Genomic DNA, 23,924 nt, shown 5'->3' with positions numbered 1-23,924 from the left:
GTCCCCTTTTGTCTTTCGGTATATTCCCACGAAACAGTCCGTAAGTTAAGCCCCAGCGCACCAGAGCGGCATATTTTTCCTTGACATGAACTCTGCTTTTTCATACACTCGCCCGCGAACTTGGCAGAGCGAATCTACCAGTTCTCAGTGCTACGAAATGTACCGGTAGCCTCCGGCAATCTTGTGCTTGGAGTTTCAAGGGTCCTTTCGGGTGAAGAGAGCTTCCCATCTTCTCATCTTCCGGCTACATCGCATCGGGGTCGCTGGGGCGCGCTCACAGTATCCACGAACGAATTGAATTGCGGCTGTTGCAGCCGAGAAGAGGAGACCAGAATCATGTTCCCAAAGAGAAGTGCCGTCGCAGCTTGCGCTGCGTTTATCTGCTGCACGATGGGGCCCCGCATTCTTCACGCTGCCAGCGCCCAACAGTTTTACATCCCGATCGTCAATGCAACCTTCAGTCCGGCCTGCTCCAGTGTCAGCGGATTGCAAGTCACGCTGAACGGTCAGTATCACTTTGTTGTTCACACTTCGAAGAACCACGACGGCACCTTCACAACCAAGATTCAATCGAACGCGACCGGAACGGCAACGGATAATAACGGCGGCAAGTATGTGTTCAACTACGTTAACCACGAGCAGGATCTGTCCTCCACTCCTGCGGATGTGCCGCCGATACTCGGTATATACAGTGACCGTTTTCAATTAGTCTCGAAGGGCGGCGATCCGAACGTGAAAGTTCAGTACCAGATCGCGTTCATGATTGATGGGTCGGGGACGTTTACGCCTATCAGCGTTATGGTGTTCAAGGGAGACCCGAACTGCGATCCCATCTAGCGTCTAGCTGGGTATGCGACAGATCGCAATCAAGGATTGTTCAAATGCACTCGGTAGGCGGGCTGAAGTTTTCAGACTTCAGCCCATCTCTTGATCTCATGACGGTTTAAAAAGACGGCAGACTTCAGCCCTTGTTCGCGCTTTCTTCCACCCTGAATCTCCACTCGTGATTGGTGCGTCTTATGCGTATTACCACGTATTTCAGCATGCTCCTACGTCGTATAGGTAGCTTATTTACGCCCTGAAAAGGCCGGGGTCAGATCTCCAATCTCCGAGCGCCTCAACCGTATAGATGACCTAGAACAGAATGGCTCGGGATGGCGGATGGTCTTTTAATCACGAGCGTATAATCGCGACCGAATTCAATCAGCAAATTCAGATTCCTCTAGGAGATCTTCCGCAATGTCCTTCAAAAAGCGGCGCATGCTGTTCCTTCCCGAGATCACTCCAAACTCATTCGTGTTTTTCTTTGAACGCGGGAACAGCGGATCGAGCTGGAGTATCCGAGATTACTCGATTCGAAATAGGGTCAAGGAATACAGTCCCCGCGACTTTCGGTGGACTGCTGATGAGATCCATGAGAAAGCCCAATACTCTCTCGATGCCCCGACCCATCCAACCGGAGACTTGGCTTTCTGGCATGACCACACTCAAGAATGCAACAGGATTCATCACATTCAGGAAATTCAATCTGAACCAGGCCTTGGGAACAAAACGGCGGATCCGCAGGTGATAGTTGTGCCACCGATTCGAGCAATTCCACCGGCAGTTCAATCCATTGTTCCTCAGTCAAGCGCGGCATTTCCCATCTTGAATCTTCAGAAATTGCTCGACCTGCCCAAAGGCCGAAAGGCCGGAGACATGGACCGAATTCTGCATTCTCCCAACAGCGAGGACTGGGTTACATGGAACTTCTTCCAGATTCTGCTTGCTCAATTCCCTGCGGGATGGTGGGGGCATCTGGTCAGCGCAGCGCGACGGCGTAATAGAGAACTGAACTTTCCATTTGATGATCGATCCCTTCCAACTCCAAAACTGTGGACAGCGGTCCGAGCGCCGTCGGACTACGAAGCTCGCAGTCGAAAAAGAATGCTGGAATCGGGGAATCCCGAGTGGATAACTCGAGCGCGAATGCCCGATCCAGTAGAAGGCTCATCAGAGATCGACATTGTCATCGAGCACGAGCAGTTTCTGGCGTACATCGAGGCCAAGCTGGGTTCAGATTTGTCAATGAAAACGAGCTACGATCCACAGCGGAACCAAATTATTCGGAATATCGATTGTCTAATCGAGAGCGCTGGTACGAGGCTTCCCATCTTTTGGCTTCTGGTGAAGGACGTAGACGCTGCTCGGTCATACGTGCAACTGGTGGACAATTACAAAAATGATCCGGGCCTATTGGCTCACGACCTACCTCACCGAGATTCGGATTTGTTAAAGCGGATCTCACAGAACCTGACAATCATTCTATGGAGCGACTTTAGCGAGCTTGTCTGCGGGCCAGGAGCCGATCAAGAAAGCAACGCCGTCAAGCGAGAATTGGAGCGCAGAATTCTCGGACAACAGACAATTGCATAGGATTGCGCTTAACTGCACTATATGAAGCAATACTGTCACCTGAGCAATGAAGAGATGAAGCTGAGCGTATCTGTTGAGGAGGCCACCAGGCAGTTGACTCTCCATTCCACACGGTACGTGTGCCAAGGCTATCGACGACCACTGGAAGGTGAGCCCCGACGGAACAGTCCGCGCACAGAGGTGTCCTCTGGCTGTTTTGCTGGGCCAATACTGGCATGAACAGCAGACCGGCACGCGAAGCTTCCGTCCGCGTATTCAACAACATCCTTCCGGTGAGGTTCGCGGACCTTGACGCTGTTCTTGACCACAAATATGCGCGAGAAGCGATGTACACGCCTCGTAATATCGAGCATGTGTTAGATCTTCTACTTGAGAAGATGGCGACTCATACTCGATAAAGTGCAACAAGACCGCAACATGTAATAAATATGGCTAGGATCGATTAGGAGTTCGCTTCAAACTGGAACCATCCCACGGGAGAGCGATGCGCTCAATATAGTCAATCATTACCTCGACTTCTTCTCGTTCAGCGCGCTTACCCAGTGGGTGAATGACTTTGTTCCGCGTCTCCCAGACTCGATCCAAATCCGTCCGGTCTTCTACGCGAATGTACTTTTTGTCTGCGAGTTCCTGGACAAGAGCCGGCGCGGCGCCCTTTTGAAAGGTCAGGGGTCTTTTGTGCAGGCGGATCGAAACACAATTCAGCAGTCGCTCGTACTCTTCAGCCGCGATCTTCCCGGATAAAATCCAGTCTTCATCCAGCAAGACTCTTGCAAGCTGAAGGCGACCAAATCGGCGAAAGAACGGGCGGATCACTTGAGCAGCCCGCTCGCGCTGGATCCACATGTCCTCGTCGAATTCACGGAGTGCAGATGCAGCATGGGAATCGCCGTCTGCGAGCTTTGCATACTCCGCGAATGCCCACAATGCTGTTTCAGTTTGCGCAACAGATGCCATCTTGAAATGGTCGCGCCATTTTTCCAACTCATCGCAATAGGCAAGATAAAGACTAATTGCAGAAGGTCGCGTCACCAGAAGGAGATGAATCACCGGAGAGCTGAAAATCCCGAATTGCCGAGGATGAACAAACCGCAATAGTAACGACACTGTTGCGATGTTGTGGAACACTGAAAGAAGATTCTCAATCAACGCTTGTCGATCCGTGCCAGTTAACTTCAGGTTGATACGCTTCTCCCGAAGCGCCTCTTCCAGCGTCTTCATGTGGGGCCGTGACCAATATTTCCCGTAAGGCGTGGTCTCTGCGTTGAAAAGCTTGCCAACGTCCTTTGCCGTCAGATGACGCTTGCCGCTCGCGAGATCGCAAAAAACCGATTCAAGGGCAATGAGATCGTATGTCCGCCCATATTTCTGTAGGCATACCTGGTCAAATTCGGGTACGAAACTTGCTAGATGGAATGGCACAGGTCCCTCGTTCCACACATCACTTATCCATCCGAGCTTCTTACAGGCTGCAGGGCGCTGGTTACGTCTTGAATGCCCACACTACCCAAAGCGCGCTCGTACATGTTGAGCTGCGCCTGGTAGGAAGCCCCCAGATTAGTCGAATCGAGATCGGTCTTGTAGTCGATGATCCGCCAGTGTCCATCGTGGCCGAACAACAAATCGATAACCCCGTTGAGAATCACCCTGGGGCTCTCGGCGAAAGCAAACGGAGCCTCCACGGAGCATTCTGACTTCTTGGCTTCATCCCAGAAGTCAAGCTTTGACACAGCAAGGACCGTGTTCACGGCCGGGGCAAGCACTTGACGCAGCTGGGGCTCTTCAACGGTCAGCCACATTCCCAGACGTTTCAAGTCTTCCGATGTAGCGTTCTTATGGCGCATTGCATGCTCAAGAAGTCCGTGAATCAGTGTGCCCCATGCCAGGCCGGCATCGGCTCGATGGGACGGCGAGTCGACTGCTAACACCTTCGACGGGTCGTCAGCGGAGACGACCAGCGAAGGAGTAATGTTGGCGATGTGTCGCGCCTCGTTCGTGACAGAGGTCGCGTGCCAGGACGGCTGTGACGAAAGCGAATGCGCTGCGGCCTGGTTGGCTGCGGCGGCCGCCACGAGGTCATCGCTGCAATCGAGCGGCCCGACGGCAGGCACGCTGGCGGTCAATGGAAGAGACAGCTCCGACGCCAGCGACAGCGAATCGTTTAGAACGCCCCAGGCCGGAGACTTTATGCGTCCTCCTGTCCAACGGCTTACAACCAAAGCCTCCCGGCCACGAGTAGCGGCAACATAGAGGAGCCGATCTTCTTCGGCTTGCAGATAAGGCATTTCCGCGGCTTCGTGGACCGGCCAATCCTCGTGCTCGCCAAGCAACTTGGTCGAGAACGATCTTTCATTCCTTCGGACAATCTTCAACCAACCAAGCGCTTTCAGCTCGGTCCTTTCAATATGAACATCGACGTGAGCCGCGACACCGCCAGCCGGATCTGCCAGGAAGACAACTGCCGCTTCAAGGCCTTTTGCCTTGTGAAGATTCATCAGCCTTACAACGTCGGTACGCCCCGGCTCAAGAGGAAGAGATTCAACCTCGCTTGCCGCTTCGCTGTCTGCCTCCAAGGAATCGGCCGCGTCGGCGAGACTTCCTCCTGCCTCTGTTACCCGACGCACGCGGTCGACTGCGTGCAAGACATCCCCTGCATTTGCGCCGCCCGGCGTGGTTCCCGCTAGTGCGAGGTACCCGGTGTCCTCGAGGATGCGATCCAATGCCGCTGCAGCTGGGAGGATCGAAGTCCACCGGTAGTATTGCCGCAACGCACGCAGCGCGGTGTGTGTCCGTGAATGCGGCATTGCTTCAGCTGCGTCGCCAGGATCGTAGAACAGGCTGAACCATCCACCCGCTTGCTTGAACGCGAACAGTTCCGGGTCACTCAGCCCGAACAACGGCCCGCGAAGAACTGCGATAAGCGATACGGCATCCTGCGGATCGGCAAGGGCACGTAGTAGAACCGTCAACGCTTCAACTTCGGTCGACTCGCCAAAGGCACCCGCTCCGCTCACCTCGACGGGGATGTTTAGCGATGTCAGCGCGTCGGCATAAGGCGCAATCCGATCTCGCTTCTTCCTGGTGAGAATCAGAAAGTCTCTGAACCGACGGCGCCCGGCATCTACTTCCGCGCGAATATGTGTCGCAATCTTAGCGGCGTCTTGTGCCTGGACATCCTGAGCCTTGCAACTATGAGTGATGGTGTAAACGCCGCCGGATAACAAGTTGCTAGTATCTGCATCGAGTGGAGCAAAGCGAGGAGCATAGAGCGTTGGTTCAGCGGGGAAACGGCCTATGAACACCTCATTTGCCCAGTTGCACAACTGCGGCACCGACCGAAAGTTCAGGGTGAGTGGAACGACACGACCAACTGTTGGATCACTGAAGCGCCGCCGAACAACGTTGTAGATGTCGATGTCAGCCCTTCGGAACCGATAGATGGATTGCTTGGGGTCGCCTACGACGAACAGCGCCCCCGGCCGGACCGGGAGCGTCCGCCAGTCCAACGGGCTTTTGTGCTCCATGGCGGACGAAGACGCAATGTCCTCCGCCAACCAAAAGAGAATCTCTGCCTGCACAGGGTCGGTGTCCTGAAATTCATCTACCAAGAGAAATTTATACTTCTGTTGGAGTGTCCTCCGTACGGGTTCGTTTTCACGGAGCACACGAGCCGTCAGATTAAGCAGGTCACCGTAGTTCAGGGAGTTGATGCGGCGGCGCTCCGCACCAGCAGATTCTCGCGCTTGAATGAGAAGCGTCACCGACAATCGATAAACATACTGACGCCACTGCGCCAGGTAAGGCACCACGACGTTGGTGTGGAAGTCGCCATGAAGCCCTTCTATCAGGTCGCGCAGGCGTTTCTTCTCGGCCGGAGCATCCGCCCAACACTTCTGGACGATCTTGGATTCGCAATCCCAAATCTCCAGCAAAGATGCAACGACCGAAGGACGCTCCAGGCGGTGTTGCGAGACGCGAAAAAGTCCCTGGAACTGTCGTGCCTTGTCCTGAATCTTGCAGGTTGTTTTGGGATCGATGACGGTGGGCAGCTCTTGTCGCAGTTCCACCCAGAATTGTTCAAGCGCCTCACGAGCAGGTTTCGGATCGGGACAAGCGCCTTCACCGGCTGGAAACTCGACGTCGTCATTTGCGCAAATTGTCGCAAAGGCTGAATCCAAGTCCCGCGGACGTAAATCGGCTTCTAACAAGGCGATCATTACTGGATCGCCGCATTCGCGTCTGCTCGCAATGAAATCCCGCCACACTCGCCGGCGCAATTCAATGTCCTGGACCTCGTCGAGTTCTGTGAAGCCGGGAGAAACACCAGACTCAACCGGCCGCTCGCGCAGCAGACGAGCACAGAAGGAGTGAATGGTCCCCCCGAAAAAGCGTTCCATATTGGAGAGAGCCGACTGAATGCGGTTTATGCGCTCAGCATCCGTATCGCCGACAGAAGTCTCACGCGCTTTAGAAAGCTGGCTTTCGAGGGCGAGGTGAAAGCGACCGCGCAGCTCCGAAGCTGCCTTGCGCGTGAATGTGACCGCCGCCATTTGCTCGACTTTGTAGACACCGGCAGCCACGCCTGCGGCCATGCGCTCTGCAAGCATCTGTGTCTTACCGGAGCCTGCGCCCGCTTCGAGCAGGATGTTTGTCACCAACTCCTCGCGAACTATACGGCGTGATTCCTGGTCGATGGCGCGCGAGTCAGACATGGGCGGTCAGCTTTCTATAAACCTCGAGTTTTGAATCCAACTGCTTGTTTTTAGCCTGAAGGTTATTCTTTTCGCCGCAGGCTGCGGCGTAGTCACAATACGTGCAGTTGTCTTGGTCTGGCGTGCGAACGAATTCTCCCTTGATGATCAGATCTCGCAGGTCGCCAATGACGGCTGCGATGGCAGCTTTCGTCGGTGCAGGGATCCTCACGCGTTCCTGGTGTCCTCGGTGACTCGAGAAGTAATAGATGCCAGCCGTGATCTTCGGATTTGTATAAGACGCCTTGAGCAGTTCGGCTGCGGCAAGTCCATACAGCGCGTGCTGGAGACGGCGTCCTCCATCGAAGACTCCGCGCCATTTGTCTCGCCAGAAGCCGCCGGTCTTGTAGTCGAGTATTTCGAACGAAGCCTCACCGACTTTGTCAATGCGATCGATGCGACCAGCAAACCGGAATGTAAGTCCTTCTCCTAAATCAATCTCAACAGCTTCTGGCCGAGCCAGAGGCTCATTGTCGTCATCGAGTGGTCGTCCAAATGACACTTCTAATCCGATTGGCATTGCCGGCGAGACGGCGCATTCAGCATCCAGAAATAGCGCCACATCCGCCAGAAAGTCCCGTGACTCCCGCTCCAGTATCTCCGCCGTCGCGGCGGGCATCTCCTCGTTCAACCTCTTTAGTCGGTCTTTCGCGAGCGCCATGAACCATTCGCCATCACCATTGTTCGCGCGGCGGTTTTCGCTACGGGCGCGACGTAGCAGCGCGGCATAAAGCTCGTGCAGCTCCGAACCACGAGTCAGCGGATCGAGCCATACGTCCTTGTCCCGCTCGCTTTCGTCGATGGGTCGCACTCCCAATCCGCGTTTAAGGAAGAACCGAAACGGGCACTCGGCGGCCTTTTCCAGTTCTGTCACAGAGAAAGCGGCTTCGGGTGCACAAGGATCGAGCACTTGCCCCGCACCGGGCACGAATCCATCGAATTCCGTGAACTCGTTTGACTGCCGCTTGCCTTCTGCAATCAGCCCATTCGCAACGCCTGTGAATGTCTGACCCAAAACGCTAATTCCGGTCTCGCCTGTGCCGACAACGCTGCGCAGCCACCATGCGCCGGGGGAGAGTGCACTCTGACGGTCATCCGGAACAGCAGATTTCGGCTCTCCAAGCGCTGCCTTCAGTTCGTGGTAGGAGAGCGAGGGGTCGCCTCGCTGCAGTCGAAAAGCTTGCAGCATCAGCCATGAGGCATAAGTCTCGCGAAATTCTCTTGTGTCGCGGCACGAATATGAGAATGTGACCGAGGCACCGGATGCAGCCAGCCGCGTCAGAACGACATAAACGGCTTCGTCGATCCTGTCGGTCGACAATCGCAGATCGGCCGTAATTCCAGCGCGTTCGGTATCGAGCAGAATCGCATCTTCGGTCGACGACGAAAAGACGCGCCCCTCCTCTAAGCCAACAACAAAGAGGTGGGATCGCCCTGCATACCCCAATTGTGCGAGTCTGCATGCATATAGGTGCCCGGGGCGAGGGCGCTCTGGAGCTACGTTCAGTGAGGTCACCCGTTCGCGCACAAACCGCAGTGACTCCGACAAAGAGCATGAGAATGCCTCGAGCGCGCGCAGGTCACTGACATAATCCTGCAAAGCCATCGCCGCGCGGTGATCGAGTGCGCTGTTCCGTGTTGCAGTGCGCTCAAGAAAACCTAGAACGCCATTTACCACGGCCTGCAGCGGGACCTTGCCGTCCGACGTCGGCTCCGGTAGTGATGCCAGCAATGCCGTGACCCAAACCAGAACTCTTGATGTACGGTCAGCCTTTTTCCGCGCCTCAGCTCGATCTTCTTCCGGTCCATCCGGGTCCGCGGAGCGAGATTCATAACTCTTGTGAAGTCGCTCCAGCGCGAGCTTGTATGTTGCACGGCCCCAGCCGGCATCGGCACGTGCGAGCAAACCTGCAGCTTGTCCTGCCGTGAAGCCTTCCGTCTCTAGTTCAAAAGTCAAATCTCCAGATTCAAGCAGGCGACGCAGATGGCCGGCAGAAAAGTCCGTCTCGATCCAGTCGCAGAATCCGATCAACGCTCTGCCCGGACGTGTAAGCGTCGCGGGAATGCCGGGACCCAGTGTCACCGGCCAATTGTGACGAAGCGCCTTCTCCCAGATCAGCGCAACGTGTGCATCCGACGCGCAGGCGATTTCGAACTGATCTAAAGACGCGCCGCTAGCGAGAATCCGGCGGAAGACCTCTTCGATTTCCGCTTCGTGGCCGCCTGCGTGGAACAACGCGATCTTCGCCTCAGCTGTGATCCTCGCCGGCACACTTGGCGGACTCATCAAATAGGCCAACTCATTGGTCCCGAGGTCCGCAGCCAGGCGTTGGGCATGGCGCGATTTCAGCCGTCGCGGCACAGACACACCGACAAGGTTGAACGCTTGCGGATCGAGCCGCTCTCCTGGCATCGAATCCATAAGCAAGCGCTGAAGTGGACTCCAGACGACATCGGGGAGTTCAGTCCAGCAATCTTTAGACTGAATGGGACACCAATCCTGGTGCTTTGCTGCTTCCTCGTACACCGCGGCCATGTCGCCGCGGTCGTTCTGCTTGAGAAAGCGATCGTATGCATCGAGCAGCGCAACGAGTTCGCCATGCTTGGCGGGGGATGAGAACACTTCAGTCTTCAGGTCCTTTGACCGGATGCCAGCCATACTCAACTCGTGCATTGTCGTCCAGAGCGCTTGTGCCATTGTCGGTTGGTCAGCGAGTGGTCGAAAGTAGCCACCCTTTTGGGGAAGCTCGAGCAATAGTCGCATCATGAGCGCGGGACCAAGTCCCTCTTCGGAGGGATCAATGCCGCGTTCGACGAGGAACGGGGCTCCCATGCGCAATGCAATGTCGGGCGGCGTAACGAATCGCAGATTGAGCCAGTTCGTACCTTGGAGGACGATCCGTTCGCCCAAAGTGAGACCGATTGAGTGGTTCGGGACAAACACCCACTTCGACCGGGTGGGATACGCGACACAGAGGTGCTTTAATTGATCGACGAAGGGGTCCACTTTTATCTCAATTCGCTAACTTATTGCAATCTAGATCTAACCCTGGTCTTCTATCGGATCTTTGGCAGGCGAAACCAAGCTAACGGCCACCTGCCTTCGTCGAGCCAGCATATATCAAGATGGCAGAAACGATAGCAGAACGATTGGAGTTTGTCTGTTACCTGTCCCTCTTGATCGACGCGTCATTGTGCTCGGACACTTGCAGCCCGTGCATCACACCCCAGATTTCATGCAGAGCATCCACATAACGACTGCTTAGATTGTGAACGCGCTGAAAGAGACCGGCCTCGTTCTTGAAGTTTCGCCACGTCTGTTCCGTTGCCATCTCCGATAGTGCTGACACCCACTCGGATTTAGGCATTACGATCCTGTACTTGTAGTCGGTCCCGGCAGAAGAGTCTATTGCCAGCTTTGCAATCTTCGTGTCTTTAAACCTTTCTTGCAGATTCTGCAAGTGCTTCTTCAGCCTGGCACGAACCATCACTACGCTCGGGTCGATTTCCCTACTTTCAGCCTTGTTGGCACAAGCTATAGAAAAGAAGCCGTACTTGGTAAAGATCCACATTGACACTTCCTCCTGAACTCTGATCGTCCCGATGCGGGCGCGAAGTCTAAGCCTGTTCCTCATCCTTCGATATCACTTCCAGCTCGTTGATCACATGTTTCAGTTCTTCAACAATCCGGCTCCCTCCGGCAAACGTGTAGACATTGAGGAGTTCATTGAAATACCGAAGCTGGTCCTGTCGGCCTCGTTTGAATCGTTCCCAGATCCGTGGTCCAATCTCCCGGTAGTCTTCAAGTATTGCTCTCGCGTTATAGAGTTTGTCGGCCGCCGAGATGAGCTTGACATCGGGTGGTTCATCGCGAAGCCTTTGGATATAAGTCTGTTTGCGCTCAAGCCACGGTTGTTTATAGCCGGGATCCTCGGAAAGACTGTCTGACAGTCCCTCGACCATGCGCGCCACATTTGAACCGAAGTTCTGCTCGATGTCTTTTAGCCGCGGCAATCCTCCTTGATCTTCGACAGCGTCATGAAGGAGGGCGGCGATCACCATTTCTTCCGTGACCGGAAACCCGGCATGCCCTGACTCTCCCATGACCAGGGATGCCACTCCCAGAAGATGCGCCATATAAGGAATGTCGGTTCCCTTCCGTCGCTCGATGTGGATGTGACGCGCATAGTCGACGGCACTCGTGAATCTGCTGGTCAGGTGGAGTTGTTCAGTCTCTTTGTTATTCATAGTCATGTTTTCAGGTCTCCTTGCGACTCCTTGCACAGCGTCTTCTCGATTTGTTGGATTGGTACCACTAAGGTGTCCCTGCCGGTTGCCAGGATGCAGTGACGTGATTGTGGCGAAGATCAAGTCCGATCGCTCCCTGGCGGAGCAAATCCGTGCCAATAACCCACTCGATGCCTGTCGCTTTGCCCACAAGGGAAGCAAGTGCTTCTGGAAGCACGCCGCAATTGGCGATGAAGGAGTGTTGGGCAATCTTGACGTCTACTTCATAAACGTCCGTTTCAAAAGGTCCGCCCATCACGTGAAAATCCCTCACGTGATTGACTGGAAACAGGTCCGCCACGGCGCTCCTGGGCATGTAGCAAAGCTTGGCGCCCGTGTCGAACAACGCTTTGCACTTGCCGGCCGTTGTGCGGAGCTTGAGCACGGGGGTCCCCATCAATTGTTCTACCGGCAAGTCTTCACCCAGCAGCTTGCTCCCTTGCGGCGAGAAGGTTACAGTGCTGTTCCACCAATCGAGTGCGACCACAAACTTGGAGAGCACATCAGTCCCGAGCAGGGCGTCGATCTGCGTGTTCATCCACTGCGACAATTTGTCGGTAGTGACTCCCAACTGACCCTGGAACCGGAACGGCTGCCCGGCGATTTCAAACCGGTCACCGTTGCCCACGCTGAACGGCGAACCGGTATCCAGCAAAACTCGCTTGCCATCGATCAGGGCAACCGGATAGTTGTCGAAAAGTTCAAGCTGATACTTTTCCCCCTCGAGCGGCTGGCCATAATGTCCGCTGGCACCCTGGCGGACCTTTCTCTGCAGGTAGCTTGGCACGGCGCTGTCGGCGAAGTTGGCGGCGAACTCTGTCTTAGAGCGGAGTCTCGAACCCATGCTGCGCGCCCCGTATTGCGCTTCCTTACTAAACAGCACGTCATTCTGCTGCGCCGCCAGCGTTTCAAGGTTTGCTACGATCTCGGCGAGCCATGGGCTGTGCGCAGCCATTTCCCTCGCCGTCGCCAAGAGTCGGTTCACCTGGCCCCAATCACGCCGCTTCGCAGCTTTGCTCGCGAACTCCTGCAGTTGTGCGGCCTCCGCCTCTGTTGCGCGGCGGATGACATCGCCGTTCTTGGGGGTCGCGTGGAACTTCTCTTCGGTGAGAACCGGCAGCGTCAGCCAAGTCTCAGGGATCTGGCACTCAGCCCCGTCGAGATCGAGATAAACCACGGATGCCTGCAGCAGCGCCAACATCTCGCCGACAACAGGCAAGCTCTTCGCGTCTATATGCAACCGCACCGCGGCCCAGGCTTCGCCGTCATAGACAAGGTCGGGCAGTCGCCAGGATCCATCTTTTCCAGCCTCGTAAAGGTTCAGCATTTCGCAGCGGATTCCAGGCAATGGAGTCAGAAGCAAGCGGACATTGCGTGCACAAAGCGACGAGAGCAACGAGAATTCCTCATGAAAACGCTCCAGCAGTGATTCCGCAGCCTCGCTGTAGTAGTTGTTTCCCCGCCCAGACCGTGCCATGGCCACCATGAGCTCCTCGTTAAAGGAGTGCCCCAGCCCGTAGGTCGAAGTGGTGACCCCGTTGTCAGCCAGCTTCGCGCACTGCGTGGCGATCTCATCGACATTCGTCTCGCCGTGATTGGCTTGGCCATCGGAGAGCAGAAGTACACGGCTGTTGCATTCCGGATCCAGATGCCCCGCAGCCTCCTCCGCGCCTTTCAGCCAGCCGCCGTGCAGGTTCGTTGAGCCACCCGATTGGATTTGGGAAACCGCGTTCTTGAAGTACGCTTTGTTTTCCACGTGTCGGCTCTCGGCGACGACCCGCACGGTGTCGTCATAAGACACCACGGATGCGCGGTCAGTAGCCTTCAGGCTATCGATGATGAATCCGGCCGCCCGCTTGGCTTCATGCAGAGGTTCACCCTGCATCGAACCGGAGCGATCGATCACAATGGCTAGATTCAGGCGCGGGCGGTCCGGAAGCCCGCTCTTCGGCGCGTCTGGAGCCTGAACGCGGATCAGCACATCAACGGTATTGTCCCGATCAGCCAGCAACGCGGGCCGTGCGGCAGTCAAGCTGAGATCAAAGCCATTCGACATAAACTTACGCTCCCTTCAGCGCGCCGTCTCGTCACGCAGACGGCTCTTCAGTGCCTCTCCAAGGCGTTCAACTTCTTCCCGCGTCAGCGACTTCATCCGCTGAGCATCAATCACAACTTCGCACCAGGGCTCGAGTTCGACGTGCATCTTTCTGCTGATGTCGCTCGTTCGTTGGGTCGCCATCCCTGAAGGCGACGGAATTGCACGCGATGCCCTGCTAAAAAGCGGCATATCCAAAGCCTTGGCTTGAGGTCGCTTTGGTTTTTTAAATTGCTCAATGAGCAACTGGGCAGCATTCAACTCGGGCGTTCGTGCTGTTTCGGTGACGCCTCGAGACCGACTTTGTACCTGCACCGTGGTCTTCCGAAATTCGGATTCAATTCGCGACCTTACTGGCGCGAGCAATCCGTTTAGTAGGTCTTCTGAACTAGTCGTCGTAAAGCTAGCCTTGATCGCAGGCAGTGACCACTTCTGGCTACGCAAGAGCAGTCGCACCGCGAGGAGTTGCACAAGGTGATCGAGGCCAAACCGAGCCTCCCTTCCCACCCGCTCCGGGCGCGGAATGAATTCCCGGACAACGTAATCCCTGATCAGCCGGACATTAAGTTCCTTGTTGCTATCGAACAGCTTTGGATCAGACGACATGATCTGCTCGGCGGTCGCGATCAACTCATCGACCGTCCAACCTGGTCCGGTTAGCTTGTTTTCTTCTGGAACGACCATACAAGTATTATTGTTACAGTGACAATCCTAATTGTCAATATAATTAATCTTTCCGCGGCCAAACTTGCGACGAGACTCTATTGGACCGACGCCTGCCTAGCCAGCAACCACGTTCCATCAAGCGCTAGGGTGTAGCATTCCTCTTCCTGCATTACAGCCTCATCTCAAGTTGCTGTCGGAGGGAAAGGCAAGGAAGTGCGCCATGAGTAAGAGCATCGAAAACCGCGCCGTCTCTCGCAATCGAGATTCTCTCAAAACCCTATCCCGCGCCTGGACCTATTTTTCCAAGAAGCTCGCCCTTGCGCTCTCGAAGCTGAAAGAAGATCAATACCTAATCATTAACGCCAAGCGCTGCGATCGGTATGTTCAGTTCGCTTGCGATGGTGAGAAGGGAATGCGAGTTGAGGTCTCCAGCAACCATTTCCTGAAGGGCAAGGATCGACTGAACCGCCGCCAGACATCATGGTTGCGCGAGAACGGGTGGAACGCTCCGACCGGTAAAGTAAACAAAGCGACACCGGAAAAGGAACCGAACGGATCTCCCAACTACTTCGTCGGCCTACCAGTATCCGTTCCCGCCGGCGACATCGCCCACCTCGCGACTGAAGCTTTAGTGCATGGATTGGAAATCCCGGGACCCACTTCGCTGTCGTATCAGACCTTCCCTGCCAGGGGCACGACGGTTGAGTTTGAGGATCTTAGCCAATTCGAGGGAGAGGAGCCGAGACCAAGAGAGATGTTCGACGACCCGGAACCTCATGATGAGGATGATCCCGCCTACAGGGAGGAGATTTTCGAAACCATGAAAGCCATAGGGTGCGTGCCAGAGAGCCTGACCGATTCTGAAGAAGCGGAAGAATACCGGCTGTGGCTTGAGAAGAATCCCTAAAACTGAACGCTAATTCATTGGGCAGTGGAGGTTTTCCTCATTGTTATCAGCTAGATAATCCCAGGAGTTAACGCGCGGCGTAGACTTTGGGCATGACAAAGACGACACGAATAGTTCGGGACACTACCTTTGTTGCAGAATCGCTTGAAGAACTTGCCGACTCGCTTCCTCTCGGCGAGACGACGAAAGCGAAGATATTGAGAGACGCCGCGGCCGTTTACAGGCAACTTCCGATGAGACGGCTAGTTCAAGTCGAAGAAGAAAAAGAGGAAGTGAATCAGGTCACCGCGCGCGGTCCTGAATGAGCCCGCGAAAGGTTAGGCAATTCAAGCTGTTTTGCTGCGCCTATAAGTGGATCAGTCAAACTGCACCACTACTGCCGGCTCGCACTTTCCTGCTCAATCTCGCTTGAACGCGGTCCCAAAGCCGTGGTACGTTTTATGCAACATCAAGAGTTGGGTCAACGCCCATGCCAACCTGCCGACCCGGGCAAGGTGGACGCGAAAGAAGATGTGGTTCCCAACGGGGAACAAAGAAGCGGGTAAGAGTTGACCCTCCGCTCTGGAGGGTTTTGTGTTTTCTGGCTTCAAACTCGAACATGCTTCGGTCCCGGCCTCGCACCGCAGCGAGTGCGTGAACGCGTTGTGCCCGGCTGACCGCTCCCGCTGGAGTAGTCGATTGCTTTCAGACGCAGGACCACACGTGGTTTCGTCGCTTCGTGTGGTTCACAGGCTGGTCCGCCTGCCATCGTGGAAAAGGACTTCGGGGGATTTGATTCCAGCTTGCCGCCCCGGACACTCTGTCGAATGCGACTAAAAGGAGAATTCTCATGACGAAGTCTAATTCGCAGCAGCCCCAGAGCCAATTGAAGATCCATGACCCGAAACGGACTGAAAACCTAAACGGCGATTGTCTTTCGGAGACAGAATCGAAGGCAACCACGTCCAGTCCGTCTCGTCCGACGCGAGCGCGACAATCCCGAACGGGTTGCGATTCGTTGAGAAATCAAATCAGATCCCAGTCAGCAAGTGCAAACAGCGAAGAATAGGCAAGAGATGCTCGAAGCACTTCGCCGAGGTGGGATTGTCTGTCTCCTCCCTGAGGTTATCCAGCCGCACTGGCGTGGACCGGCCGCTCTTTTGGCCGGCTTTCCGATAGTCATTCACTTCATCGGTCTGCCATCGGTTGCGAATCCCGGAGCCGCGCAATTTCTAATTGCATCGTGCTACTGGTTCGACCTCGCAACATATCGTGAGGATGATGAACGCCGAACGATGCTGTATACCTCCAGGCCGCAAGACGACATCTACCTCGAGCTCACGTACTGGAAGCGTAAGCAGGCCTGGGAAGGATTCAAGTACAGGGGAAACGAGTGGATCCTCTCAGCAAAGGGAACAGATCTTAACAGTTTCATCGTGCAGCTAACCTGCTGCGGGATTGCAGAGGGCGAACTTGTCCAGCCAATCCTGAACCTCGCTGACACGGCGAGTTCGGGTGTATACATATTCGAGCCAAGCGTTGGATCAGCAGGAGGTATTCAATGAACGGGAGCCAAGAGGGCCATCAGGCTCTTTCTACGCTATGCATGCCCAACGCCACCGGATTGGCTCTCTGGCCTGGTGCATCGGGAACAACAGAGGAAGCGATCAAGTGGGGTGTTTGCTGCTTGATCGCAACACTCTGCAAGATAGGGAGGCTTTAAATGAAAACTTCAGGAGCAGAGGCCAAGGTAATTCACCCATGGAGCACCGTTTCATCAGTGGACATTCAAAGAGCGCTAGACTCTGAAATCGCTCGAACCATTGGCAAGAGAAAGTCAAAACGCAAGATCGCTCCGGAGTCTCTGCCCAGCATTAGAGAAGCACTAATCCAAGTGCTTCGTGATAATGATGCGCTTCAGAGCGAAGCCGAGGAGAAGCTTGAGGACGAGAATCCGGAAACGGTTCTCGTCTCCTTTTTAGGGGCTGAGCCGGAATGGGTAATTCGCTGCTCAGTAACAGACAGCATGGTGAGTGGCGTTTGGGGCTTTAAGTATTTTGTTCTCGGTTCGCGTGGTTATCTTTACTATCATCCCAACTTTGGCATCGATGATACAGGGGAATGCCTCCCGATTGTGGGTACATGGGCGCCAAGCACTGATGAGAGCGCAGCTTTGGATTCTCTGAAAGATGCCTATATAGCCTACTGGATGGATTTCGCTCTTCCCCCGCTTATGGGACAGTGGGCACGCGGGCCGAAAGACTTCTTAGCAACCGCTGTCGGTACAGTGCTCCAACAACGGCCAACTCTGTGGTCCGATGTTCTGGATCGCTTGCACCGCGACATCGAGGAGGACGACCGCCTAGTTCCCTTTCTTGTGGAGCAGGTATCCAGTCAAACAAGCGTGGAGGAATCTGCTGTTTCGGGCATTCTGAAGACCTTCCACACTGGACGCAAGATCCCGGCAAGCAAGCTGACGCTCAGTGAACTCGAATCTCGGGTCTTCGTCGCTGCCTTTGTCGCACGAATTGGGATGAATGGAATTTGATTCAGCAATCAGCGCGATTGAGAGGCCGGAGAATGAATAAGCAGATTGAAATCTACATCAAGAAAAGTGGCGATAGAAACCTCCTCATGTTTCACGTGCCCGGAGAGTTGAAGGAACAGCTTATTGAAGGCATCAGGAACGGTCGATTTGAAACTGAGGCTGCGAACATCAACTTTGAGATGTTTGTTCTTCCTCAATGGCAGAGCAAGGACAACCCAAACCACGTCCGACTCAAGGTGAGTGAGATCACAGCTGGCTATGAGGGTTGAAATCACGGAGAACCTCTTATCAAGCCCGAGGGTAACCAACTCCGTCACCGACTGAGAGTCGTCGCGGAGGGTAGAATGGCCCGCGGAGCGCGCCCCAGTACCAGGCGCGACGCTTCGGGCCGGAGCGCCTTTGACTGGACATCCAATTCCAACACGGGGTGATCCTTAATGGCTTGCTGGGTGGCCACTATGGCGAGCGAAAGTCAGAACAATGGGAAACAACTCCCATGTGTCCTGCTTGCCGAAACTGGTCGGTGCCGCGATTGTCGCGGATTCGATCGGCTGGTCACGCAAGCACGTTTACGAGATGGCCCAGAAGGGCCAACTCCCCCACTACCGCTTTCAGGGGTCAGTCCGATTCGATCCGAAAGAGATCGCTGAATGGCTGGAATCCCACAAGATCGCGGCTTAACCTGGCTCGGCGCTTCGAGCGCCGGGTCAGCCCCATTTAGCTCCACTTCATCCGATTCACTAGCGCCTGGGTTTGCACCTTTTCTGCCGGTCGCAGATACCGCATGGTGCTGGCCAAATCCGAATGGCCCATCAGGCTTTGCAGAGTTCTAAGATCTATCTCTGGATTGCGGTGCATTTTGGTGCAGAACGTCGCCCTGAACTTGTGAAGAAACCAGCGCTCACATTCCCTGTACTTTCCCTGGCACCCATCGCACTTGCCACAATCTAGTTCTGCGCGCCGAACCTGCCGTTTGAGAGTGCGAAGCATGTGGCTGTCCGGTTTCCCGTCCCTCGAGAAGATCAACGTAGAGACACCAGCATGCTTTCGCTTGTAAGTCATCAACCTCGCAATTAGGTCATCAGACAACGGCAGTTCGCGCTCTTCAAAGTCCTTCAGCCTGAATCCCCACCGCTTGACCTTCGATCGCAGTCTCAGCACCTTCGTTTCACGATCAATGTCTTCCCATTCAAGAAACATCGCTTCCTGTTCTCGCACACCGGTCTGGAGCAGTAGCCGGTAAAGGAGGTTTTCCCTTGGACAGGTCACGGCTTTGAACAATGAGTTCAGCTCTTTGTCGGAATAGATTTCCGGCATGGTCTTGTCATACTTGGGGGGCTTGGGCAATTTCTTGGTGTCGTATTCCAAGAACTTCAGGAACGTCTTCACGTTCGTGTGGCGGTTGCTCACCGTTCGTGCGCTCATGCCGCGTTCGGCGAGTGCTTTCTGGAACTTCACGATGTCTTCCGGCTCAATCTCGTCAGCATACTGACGTCCGATCACCTTCAAGAACTCGCCACAAGCCAGCCGATAAGCTTCGAAAGCCTTCAGTGATCCACGGTCTGCGGTGTCCGTTAGGAATTGACTGAGCTGGGCAGCGAGAGTCTTACGCTTCAAAGGATCGGATGTCTTGATGGCGATTCCGGCTTCTCTTGCGACGATCAATGCCGATAGGCGCGATTCCTTCAACATGCGCTTGGCTTCGGCTCCGGCGGGAGTGGCTCCCTTGAGAGCCTCAAAGATGAGCCTCGTTCCCTGGTAGTACCGCAGCGCGTAGTGCCCAACCGTGTACTTGACTTCCTTATCATCGGCGATGACCAGTCCGGGTTGTACCTTACCGTTCGCGGCGTAAGCGGCCGGGTAATATCTCCAGCCTTTGTCCGTTTTGACTCTTCTCACCAGAGCCACTTTGCTGTTCGCCACGGCGCTTTTCCTTGCCAATTACATTAGCATGACCATAGCACGGGCTCTTGTGAATAATTAACTGTATGATTATATTGTGTTTAGTTATGCTTGGGTTTAAATCCCTTCTTCGGCACCAAGTCATTTGAAGATGAAACTCAAAACGGATCGCGAGATCCGTTTTTGCTGTTTGCACCTCTATATCCCCCTCCTTTGAAACTCTCCCAGTCAAACGACAGCATCAGATCGCCGTCAAAATAGCGCAAGATTTGTAGTCTCCTCGATTCGCTAAGTCAGTATTTTGTCCAGTGTGATTGGCAGCTCGCGAACCCGCTTGCCGCACGCGTTATAGACGGCATTCGCGATTGCCGCGCCGGTTCCCGTGATGCCAATTTCGCCTATTCCCCGCGCTCCCATGGGAGTGTGCGGATCAGGTATGTCGGTCCAGATGATGTCGATAGGTGGAACGTCCATGTGCACGGGCACATGGTATTCGGCGAGGCTGGGATTAGCGATGCGTCCGTTGCGCTCGTCGAACTGCGTCTCTTCCATCAGCGCCATCCCGATACCCATAATGATGCCGCCTCGAAACTGACTGCTGGCAGTCTTCGCATTGAGGATGCGCCCGCAGTCAAATGAACCCAGAAAGCGGCTGACGCGAGTTTCACCCGTGATCGCATTCACGAGAACTTCCGCAAACATGGCTCCGAATGAATGCATCGACCAGTGCATCATTTCAAGCGGCGGAGACGCACTTGCCTCCGCAGTGATTTCGTCGCGATTTGCACGGCGCAGAATGGCCGCATAGCTCTCGCAACGCGCAGGCTCATCGAGCTTGCAAAGTCCTCTATTCAAGCCGCCGACTTTGTCCGCGCTCAATCCGTGCAGCGGAGAGTCTTTGCCGGCCAGCTTCAGCAGTTGAGCTACCAATTCGCGCTGTGCCGTGATGACGGATGCTCCAATCGAAGCGGTCTGCGACGAGCCACCCGCAAGGAACTGTCCAGCCAGCGAGGAATCTCCGTATTTCACGCGCACGCATTCCATGGGAAGACCGAGCCGTTCCGCCGCAACCTGGGCTTGCGCGGTAGCTGTTCCCATTCCCATTTCATGAGCCGCAACTTCGATCGTAGCGGCACCATCCTTGGTGAGGGTGATGCGAGCCGCACCGCCGGGCATGCGGTAGTAAGGATAGGTCGCTGTCGCACAGCCCATGCCCACCAGCCATTCGCCTTCGCGATGCGAACTCGGTTTGGAATTCCGTTTATCCCAGCCGAAGCGCTCCGCGCCTGCGCGATATGCTTCCACGATATGTCGCGATGAAAATGGCTTGCCCGATGTTGGGTCCTTTTCTGGCTCGTTGCGAATTCGCAGCTCAATCGGATCGATTCCCATTTGCTCGGCAAGCTCATCAACGGTGCATTCCAGCGCAAACGTGCCGATCGACTCGCCCGGCGCGCGCATGAACGTGTTCGCCAGCATATCCATGTCCGCGACCTGCTGCACCATTTTGAAGTTTGCGGCGGAATAGAGGTGTCGCGCCGGAAAGGTGAACTGTTCTGGACAATCGTTGTGGGCTGTCATCGCGGCGGTTCCGGTGTGAATGAGAGCTTCGAACTTCCCCTCTGCGTTGGCGCCGATGGCAACGCGCTGCTCGGTAGTCGTACGCCCGCCCACGGTGCGGTAGACGCCTTCGCGCGAAAGCACGATTCGAACCGGACGCCCTGAGACCTTCGCCGCTGCAGCTCCGAGAACATGGTGATGCCAAAGTGTCTTGCCGCCAAATCCGCCGCCGACGTACGGCGACGTGATATGCACGTTCTCCTCTTTGATCCCGAATACCTGGGCAATCGTCCATGCCGACTGCACTACGGCCTGATTGGCGTCATGAATGAAGAGGTCGCCATCCTCATCCCAGAAGAGAGTTGCCGCGTGCAATTCAATCGCGTTGTGGTTGTAGCGCGGCGTCATGTAGCTGACGTCAACTTTGTATCGAGCGGCAGCAAGCGCCTTTTCGGCATCCCCACTTTCTATCTTTGCGGGCTCGCCCAGAACACTCTCCGGCAAGCGGGCATGCATCTTCGCCTGATCAAACGACACCATGCCGTGCTCGGCCTCATAGCTCACGCGAATGAGTGACTTTGCGTAATCCGCTTCTTCCTGCGTCTCCGCCAGAACTACCGCAATCGCTTCGCCATTCCAGTGAATCGAATCATCCTGCAGGATTGGCAGACTGGTAGGCCCAGCCGCCTTGGGACTCGTATTGAAGAGCGGTGTCGGCTTCATCTTCGGCGCATTCTTGTGCGTCATCACCAGCACGACGCCCGGGGCTGCTTCAGCTGCAGCCGTATCCAGCATCTTGATTCGGCCTTTCGGGATTGTGCTGTAAACCAGCGCGGCATAGACCATGCCCTCCACCGCAAATTCAGCCGCGAACGGAGCCGTCCCGGTAACTTTCAGCTGGCCGTCCACGCGCGATACCGGTGCGCCGATCAACCCATGCTTATGCTGAATGAGCGGATCAGGCTTGCCGCCCGGAAGCCAGCTGTCGGGCGCCACTTCCACCGCCTTCTTCATCACCGCCTGTACCGCATTCTTGATTGCGCTCATGCCTTCTCCGTGGCAAGTTCCATCAGAACCGCTGTTATGGTGCGTTTGGCGAGTTCGATCTTGAACGCGTTATCGCGCAGCGGCACTGCCGCGGACAACTCCGCTTCCGCTGCCGCGCGAAATGCAGTTTCCGTTACGGGTTGGCCCTTGAGCGCTGCCTCTGCCTTGAATGCGCGCCAGGGCTTGTGAGCAACGCCGCCGAGTGCCAGTCGCACATCCTTTACCTTCCCATCGTTTAACTCCAGCGCCGCGGCGACAGAGACCAGCGCAAAGGCATAGCTCGAACGGTCACGAACCTTGCGATAGGTTGACCGGACGGCAAACGACACCGGCAGCAGTTCGATCGCAGTGATCAGTTCACCGGGCTGTAGTGCTGTTTCAGTTTCGGGATGCCCTTCCGGCAGAAGGTGAAAATCGGTAATCGGTAAGGTCCGCTCGCCATTCGTCCCGCGAAGATGAACGATAGCTCCGAGCGCCGCCAAGGCGACGCACATGTCTGAGGAGTGCGTCGCGACACAGGCAGACGAAGCGCCAAGAATCGCATGAGTCCGATTGAAGCCCTCAATCGCGTCGCAGCCTTGCCCCGGCGTGCGTTTGTTGCACCGTGCTCCATCGTCGTCATAGAAGTAGGTGCATCGCGTTCGTTGCAGCACGTTGCCTCCCACCGTTGCCATGTTACGAATCTGTGCTGAGGCTCCGGCGAGAATCGCGCGTGCTAGAACGGGATAGCGAGTCCGAACGGCGTGATGCTCAGCGACCGCAGTATTGCGGACCCCGGCTCCAATCAACAATCCGCCTCCCTCGCGTTCTTCGATCGTGGTGGAAAGGCCGGTCACGTCAACCAGCGCGGCGGGCCGCTCCAGCGCCTCGCGCATCAAATCAACGAGATTCGTACCGCCACCGAGATACTTCGCCTCGATTGCGGACCCCAAACGGTGCGCTTCCGCTGCATCGCCCGGGCGTGCATAAGTAAAAGTGTTCATTCTGTAGTCTCCGCATAAACCTCGGTGATTGCGTCGACGATGCCGTTGTAAGCCCCGCAACGGCATAGATTGCCGCTCATGCGCTCGCGCAATTCGTCGTGGCTCAGCGCAATTGCATCCGCCGACAAATCAGCGGTCACGTGACTTGGCAGTCCGCGCTTGATCTCCTCGATCATGGCAACTGCAGAGCAGATCTGCCCCGGAGTGCAATACCCGCATTGGAATCCGTCGTGCTCAATGAAAGATTGCTGCAGAGGGTGCAGCCCGCTGTCGGCCAATCCTTCGATCGTGGTGATCGAGCGCCCTTGATATTGCACCGCGAGAGCGAGGCAGGAAAGAATGCGCTCACCATCCACCAGCACCGTGCAGGCGCCGCACGCTCCCTGGTTGCATCCCTTTTTGGATCCGGGTAAGCCGAGGTGATCGCGAAGCAGGTCGAGCAGCGAGGTTCGCACATCAAAATCGGCCTCGATCGATTTGCCGTTAATGAGGAATTGCATGGGTTCTCCCAGGTCTTGGGTGCGATTGAACTTTCGTCATTGCAGTGTATTCGGGTCGGGCGGAGATTGGAGATTACGCGCCCGCAATTGCACTGCACCTGAATGAGATAGCTACGAGAACAAGAGATGGCTCCCTTCTCTTAAGGGATGCCTGATCGCATGCAGAGGTTCGCGGGATAATTGAGTCGATCCGACTTCGCCTGTTCTCACTATCTGCACATGGTTTGCGCCGAGTCAAGCCTACGCGTAAACTTGCTCGTTCCATCGAATCCAGAATTCCCTTG

Annotated in this window: 19 protein-coding genes and 1 riboswitch; of the genes, 8 read left to right on the top strand and 11 right to left on the bottom strand. The window is 55.5% G+C overall.

Annotated elements, in window-relative coordinates; all coding sequences use genetic code 11:
• The first annotated feature begins 336 nt into the window (after window positions 1-336).
• Both P8935_RS01570 and P8935_RS01565 read left to right on the top strand, forming a co-directional pair.
• The gene (locus P8935_RS01570; RefSeq protein WP_348263258.1) at window positions 337-837 is read left to right on the top strand and encodes a hypothetical protein; all 501 of its coding nucleotides are present in this window, start codon (window positions 337-339) and stop codon (window positions 835-837) included.
• A gap of 861 nt (window positions 838-1,698) precedes the next feature.
• Window positions 1,699-2,415: a hypothetical protein gene (locus tag P8935_RS01565; RefSeq protein ID WP_348263257.1), complete on the top strand. Its 717-nt coding sequence runs from the start codon at window positions 1,699-1,701 to the stop codon at window positions 2,413-2,415.
• A gap of 432 nt (window positions 2,416-2,847) precedes the next feature.
• Here the strand turns inward: P8935_RS01565 and P8935_RS01560 are convergent, their stop codons facing one another.
• The 7 genes from P8935_RS01560 to P8935_RS01530 form a co-directional block, all read right to left on the bottom strand.
• Window positions 2,848-3,837, bottom strand: coding sequence for a hypothetical protein (locus P8935_RS01560; protein WP_348263256.1), 990 nt, complete (start codon window positions 3,835-3,837; stop codon window positions 2,848-2,850).
• Window positions 3,838-3,860: 23 nt separating this feature from the next.
• Window positions 3,861-7,127 carry a UvrD-helicase domain-containing protein gene (locus tag P8935_RS01555; RefSeq protein ID WP_348263255.1) on the bottom strand — a complete coding sequence of 1,089 codons (3,267 nt, stop codon included), beginning with the start codon at window positions 7,125-7,127 and terminating at the stop codon, window positions 3,861-3,863.
• Window positions 7,120-10,173, bottom strand: coding sequence for a PD-(D/E)XK nuclease family protein (locus P8935_RS01550; RefSeq protein ID WP_348263254.1), 3,054 nt, complete (start codon window positions 10,171-10,173; stop codon window positions 7,120-7,122). Before P8935_RS01550 ends, P8935_RS01555 begins: the two co-directional genes overlap by 8 nt.
• A 157-nt stretch (window positions 10,174-10,330) precedes the next feature.
• Complete coding sequence (locus tag P8935_RS01545) at window positions 10,331-10,738, bottom strand: hypothetical protein (protein ID WP_348263253.1); 408 nt, start codon at window positions 10,736-10,738, stop codon at window positions 10,331-10,333.
• 46 nt (window positions 10,739-10,784) lie between these two features.
• Window positions 10,785-11,420, bottom strand: coding sequence for an HD domain-containing protein (locus P8935_RS01540; RefSeq protein WP_348263252.1), 636 nt, complete (start codon window positions 11,418-11,420; stop codon window positions 10,785-10,787).
• 61 nt (window positions 11,421-11,481) lie between these two features.
• Window positions 11,482-13,509, bottom strand: coding sequence for a VWA domain-containing protein (locus P8935_RS01535; protein WP_348263251.1), 2,028 nt, complete (start codon window positions 13,507-13,509; stop codon window positions 11,482-11,484).
• A 15-nt stretch (window positions 13,510-13,524) separates the two neighbouring features.
• Complete coding sequence (locus P8935_RS01530; RefSeq protein ID WP_348263250.1) at window positions 13,525-14,232, bottom strand: hypothetical protein; 708 nt, start codon at window positions 14,230-14,232, stop codon at window positions 13,525-13,527.
• 202 nt (window positions 14,233-14,434) lie between these two features.
• Here P8935_RS01530 and P8935_RS01525 point away from each other — a divergent pair, with 202 nt between their 5' ends.
• From P8935_RS01525 to P8935_RS01500, 6 genes are all read left to right on the top strand, one after another.
• Window positions 14,435-15,121: a hypothetical protein gene (locus P8935_RS01525; protein ID WP_348263249.1), complete on the top strand. Its 687-nt coding sequence runs from the start codon at window positions 14,435-14,437 to the stop codon at window positions 15,119-15,121.
• A gap of 92 nt (window positions 15,122-15,213) precedes the next feature.
• The gene (locus P8935_RS01520) at window positions 15,214-15,426 is read left to right on the top strand and encodes a hypothetical protein (protein WP_348263248.1); all 213 of its coding nucleotides are present in this window, start codon (window positions 15,214-15,216) and stop codon (window positions 15,424-15,426) included.
• A gap of 135 nt (window positions 15,427-15,561) precedes the next feature.
• A riboswitch (SAM-I-IV-variant riboswitch) is annotated at window positions 15,562-15,668 on the top strand.
• A 508-nt stretch (window positions 15,669-16,176) separates the two neighbouring features.
• The gene (locus P8935_RS01515) at window positions 16,177-16,665 is read left to right on the top strand and encodes a hypothetical protein (RefSeq protein ID WP_348263247.1); all 489 of its coding nucleotides are present in this window, start codon (window positions 16,177-16,179) and stop codon (window positions 16,663-16,665) included.
• Between the two features lie 158 nt (window positions 16,666-16,823).
• Window positions 16,824-17,648: a hypothetical protein gene (locus tag P8935_RS01510; RefSeq protein WP_348263246.1), complete on the top strand. Its 825-nt coding sequence runs from the start codon at window positions 16,824-16,826 to the stop codon at window positions 17,646-17,648.
• Window positions 17,649-17,680: 32 nt separating this feature from the next.
• Window positions 17,681-17,917, top strand: coding sequence for a hypothetical protein (locus tag P8935_RS01505; RefSeq protein WP_348263245.1), 237 nt, complete (start codon window positions 17,681-17,683; stop codon window positions 17,915-17,917).
• A 211-nt stretch (window positions 17,918-18,128) separates the two neighbouring features.
• Window positions 18,129-18,329, top strand: coding sequence for a helix-turn-helix domain-containing protein (locus tag P8935_RS01500; RefSeq protein WP_348263244.1), 201 nt, complete (start codon window positions 18,129-18,131; stop codon window positions 18,327-18,329).
• A gap of 36 nt (window positions 18,330-18,365) precedes the next feature.
• Here the strand turns inward: P8935_RS01500 and P8935_RS01495 are convergent, their stop codons facing one another.
• The 4 genes from P8935_RS01495 to P8935_RS01480 form a co-directional block, all read right to left on the bottom strand.
• Window positions 18,366-19,571, bottom strand: coding sequence for a tyrosine-type recombinase/integrase (locus P8935_RS01495; RefSeq protein ID WP_348263243.1), 1,206 nt, complete (start codon window positions 19,569-19,571; stop codon window positions 18,366-18,368).
• A gap of 267 nt (window positions 19,572-19,838) precedes the next feature.
• Entirely contained in the window at window positions 19,839-22,157 is a 2,319-nt protein-coding gene (locus P8935_RS01490) for a xanthine dehydrogenase family protein molybdopterin-binding subunit (protein WP_348263242.1), read from the bottom strand.
• On the bottom strand, window positions 22,154-23,140 hold the full coding sequence (locus tag P8935_RS01485; RefSeq protein WP_348263241.1) for a xanthine dehydrogenase family protein subunit M: 987 nt from the start codon (window positions 23,138-23,140) through the stop codon (window positions 22,154-22,156). The genes P8935_RS01490 and P8935_RS01485 overlap by 4 nt, the downstream gene beginning before the upstream one ends.
• Window positions 23,137-23,640 (bottom strand): 2Fe-2S iron-sulfur cluster-binding protein, encoded by a 504-nt coding sequence (locus P8935_RS01480; RefSeq protein WP_348263240.1) that lies wholly within the window; start codon window positions 23,638-23,640, stop codon window positions 23,137-23,139. Before P8935_RS01480 ends, P8935_RS01485 begins: the two co-directional genes overlap by 4 nt.
• Window positions 23,641-23,924 lie beyond the last annotated feature (284 nt).

This window comes from Telmatobacter sp. DSM 110680, from assembly GCF_039994875.1.
Taxonomy (GTDB): Bacteria; Acidobacteriota; Terriglobia; order Terriglobales; family Acidobacteriaceae; genus Telmatobacter.
This window is presented reverse-complemented; position numbering and strand designations above follow the sequence as displayed.

Excerpts from the sequence above, each read along its gene's own strand:
- P8935_RS01570 (WP_348263258.1), top strand. The coding sequence starts at position 337 with ATGTTCCCAAAGAGAAGTGCCGTCGCAGCTTGCGCTGCGTTTATCTGC.
- P8935_RS01565 (WP_348263257.1), top strand. The coding sequence starts at position 1,699 with ATGGACCGAATTCTGCATTCTCCCAACAGCGAGGACTGGGTTACATGG.
- P8935_RS01555 (WP_348263255.1), bottom strand. The coding sequence starts at position 7,127 with ATGTCTGACTCGCGCGCCATCGACCAGGAATCACGCCGTATAGTTCGC.
- P8935_RS01545 (WP_348263253.1), bottom strand. The coding sequence starts at position 10,738 with ATGTGGATCTTTACCAAGTACGGCTTCTTTTCTATAGCTTGTGCCAAC.
- P8935_RS01540 (WP_348263252.1), bottom strand. The coding sequence starts at position 11,420 with ATGACTATGAATAACAAAGAGACTGAACAACTCCACCTGACCAGCAGA.
- P8935_RS01535 (WP_348263251.1), bottom strand. The coding sequence starts at position 13,509 with ATGTCGAATGGCTTTGATCTCAGCTTGACTGCCGCACGGCCCGCGTTG.
- P8935_RS01530 (WP_348263250.1), bottom strand. The coding sequence starts at position 14,232 with ATGGTCGTTCCAGAAGAAAACAAGCTAACCGGACCAGGTTGGACGGTC.
- P8935_RS01525 (WP_348263249.1), top strand. The coding sequence starts at position 14,435 with ATGAGTAAGAGCATCGAAAACCGCGCCGTCTCTCGCAATCGAGATTCT.
- P8935_RS01520 (WP_348263248.1), top strand. The coding sequence starts at position 15,214 with ATGACAAAGACGACACGAATAGTTCGGGACACTACCTTTGTTGCAGAA.
- P8935_RS01515 (WP_348263247.1), top strand. The coding sequence starts at position 16,177 with ATGCTCGAAGCACTTCGCCGAGGTGGGATTGTCTGTCTCCTCCCTGAG.
- P8935_RS01510 (WP_348263246.1), top strand. The coding sequence starts at position 16,824 with ATGAAAACTTCAGGAGCAGAGGCCAAGGTAATTCACCCATGGAGCACC.
- P8935_RS01505 (WP_348263245.1), top strand. The coding sequence starts at position 17,681 with ATGAATAAGCAGATTGAAATCTACATCAAGAAAAGTGGCGATAGAAAC.
- P8935_RS01500 (WP_348263244.1), top strand. The coding sequence starts at position 18,129 with ATGGGAAACAACTCCCATGTGTCCTGCTTGCCGAAACTGGTCGGTGCC.
- P8935_RS01490 (WP_348263242.1), bottom strand. The coding sequence starts at position 22,157 with ATGAGCGCAATCAAGAATGCGGTACAGGCGGTGATGAAGAAGGCGGTG.
- P8935_RS01485 (WP_348263241.1), bottom strand. The coding sequence starts at position 23,140 with ATGAACACTTTTACTTATGCACGCCCGGGCGATGCAGCGGAAGCGCAC.
- P8935_RS01480 (WP_348263240.1), bottom strand. The coding sequence starts at position 23,640 with ATGCAATTCCTCATTAACGGCAAATCGATCGAGGCCGATTTTGATGTG.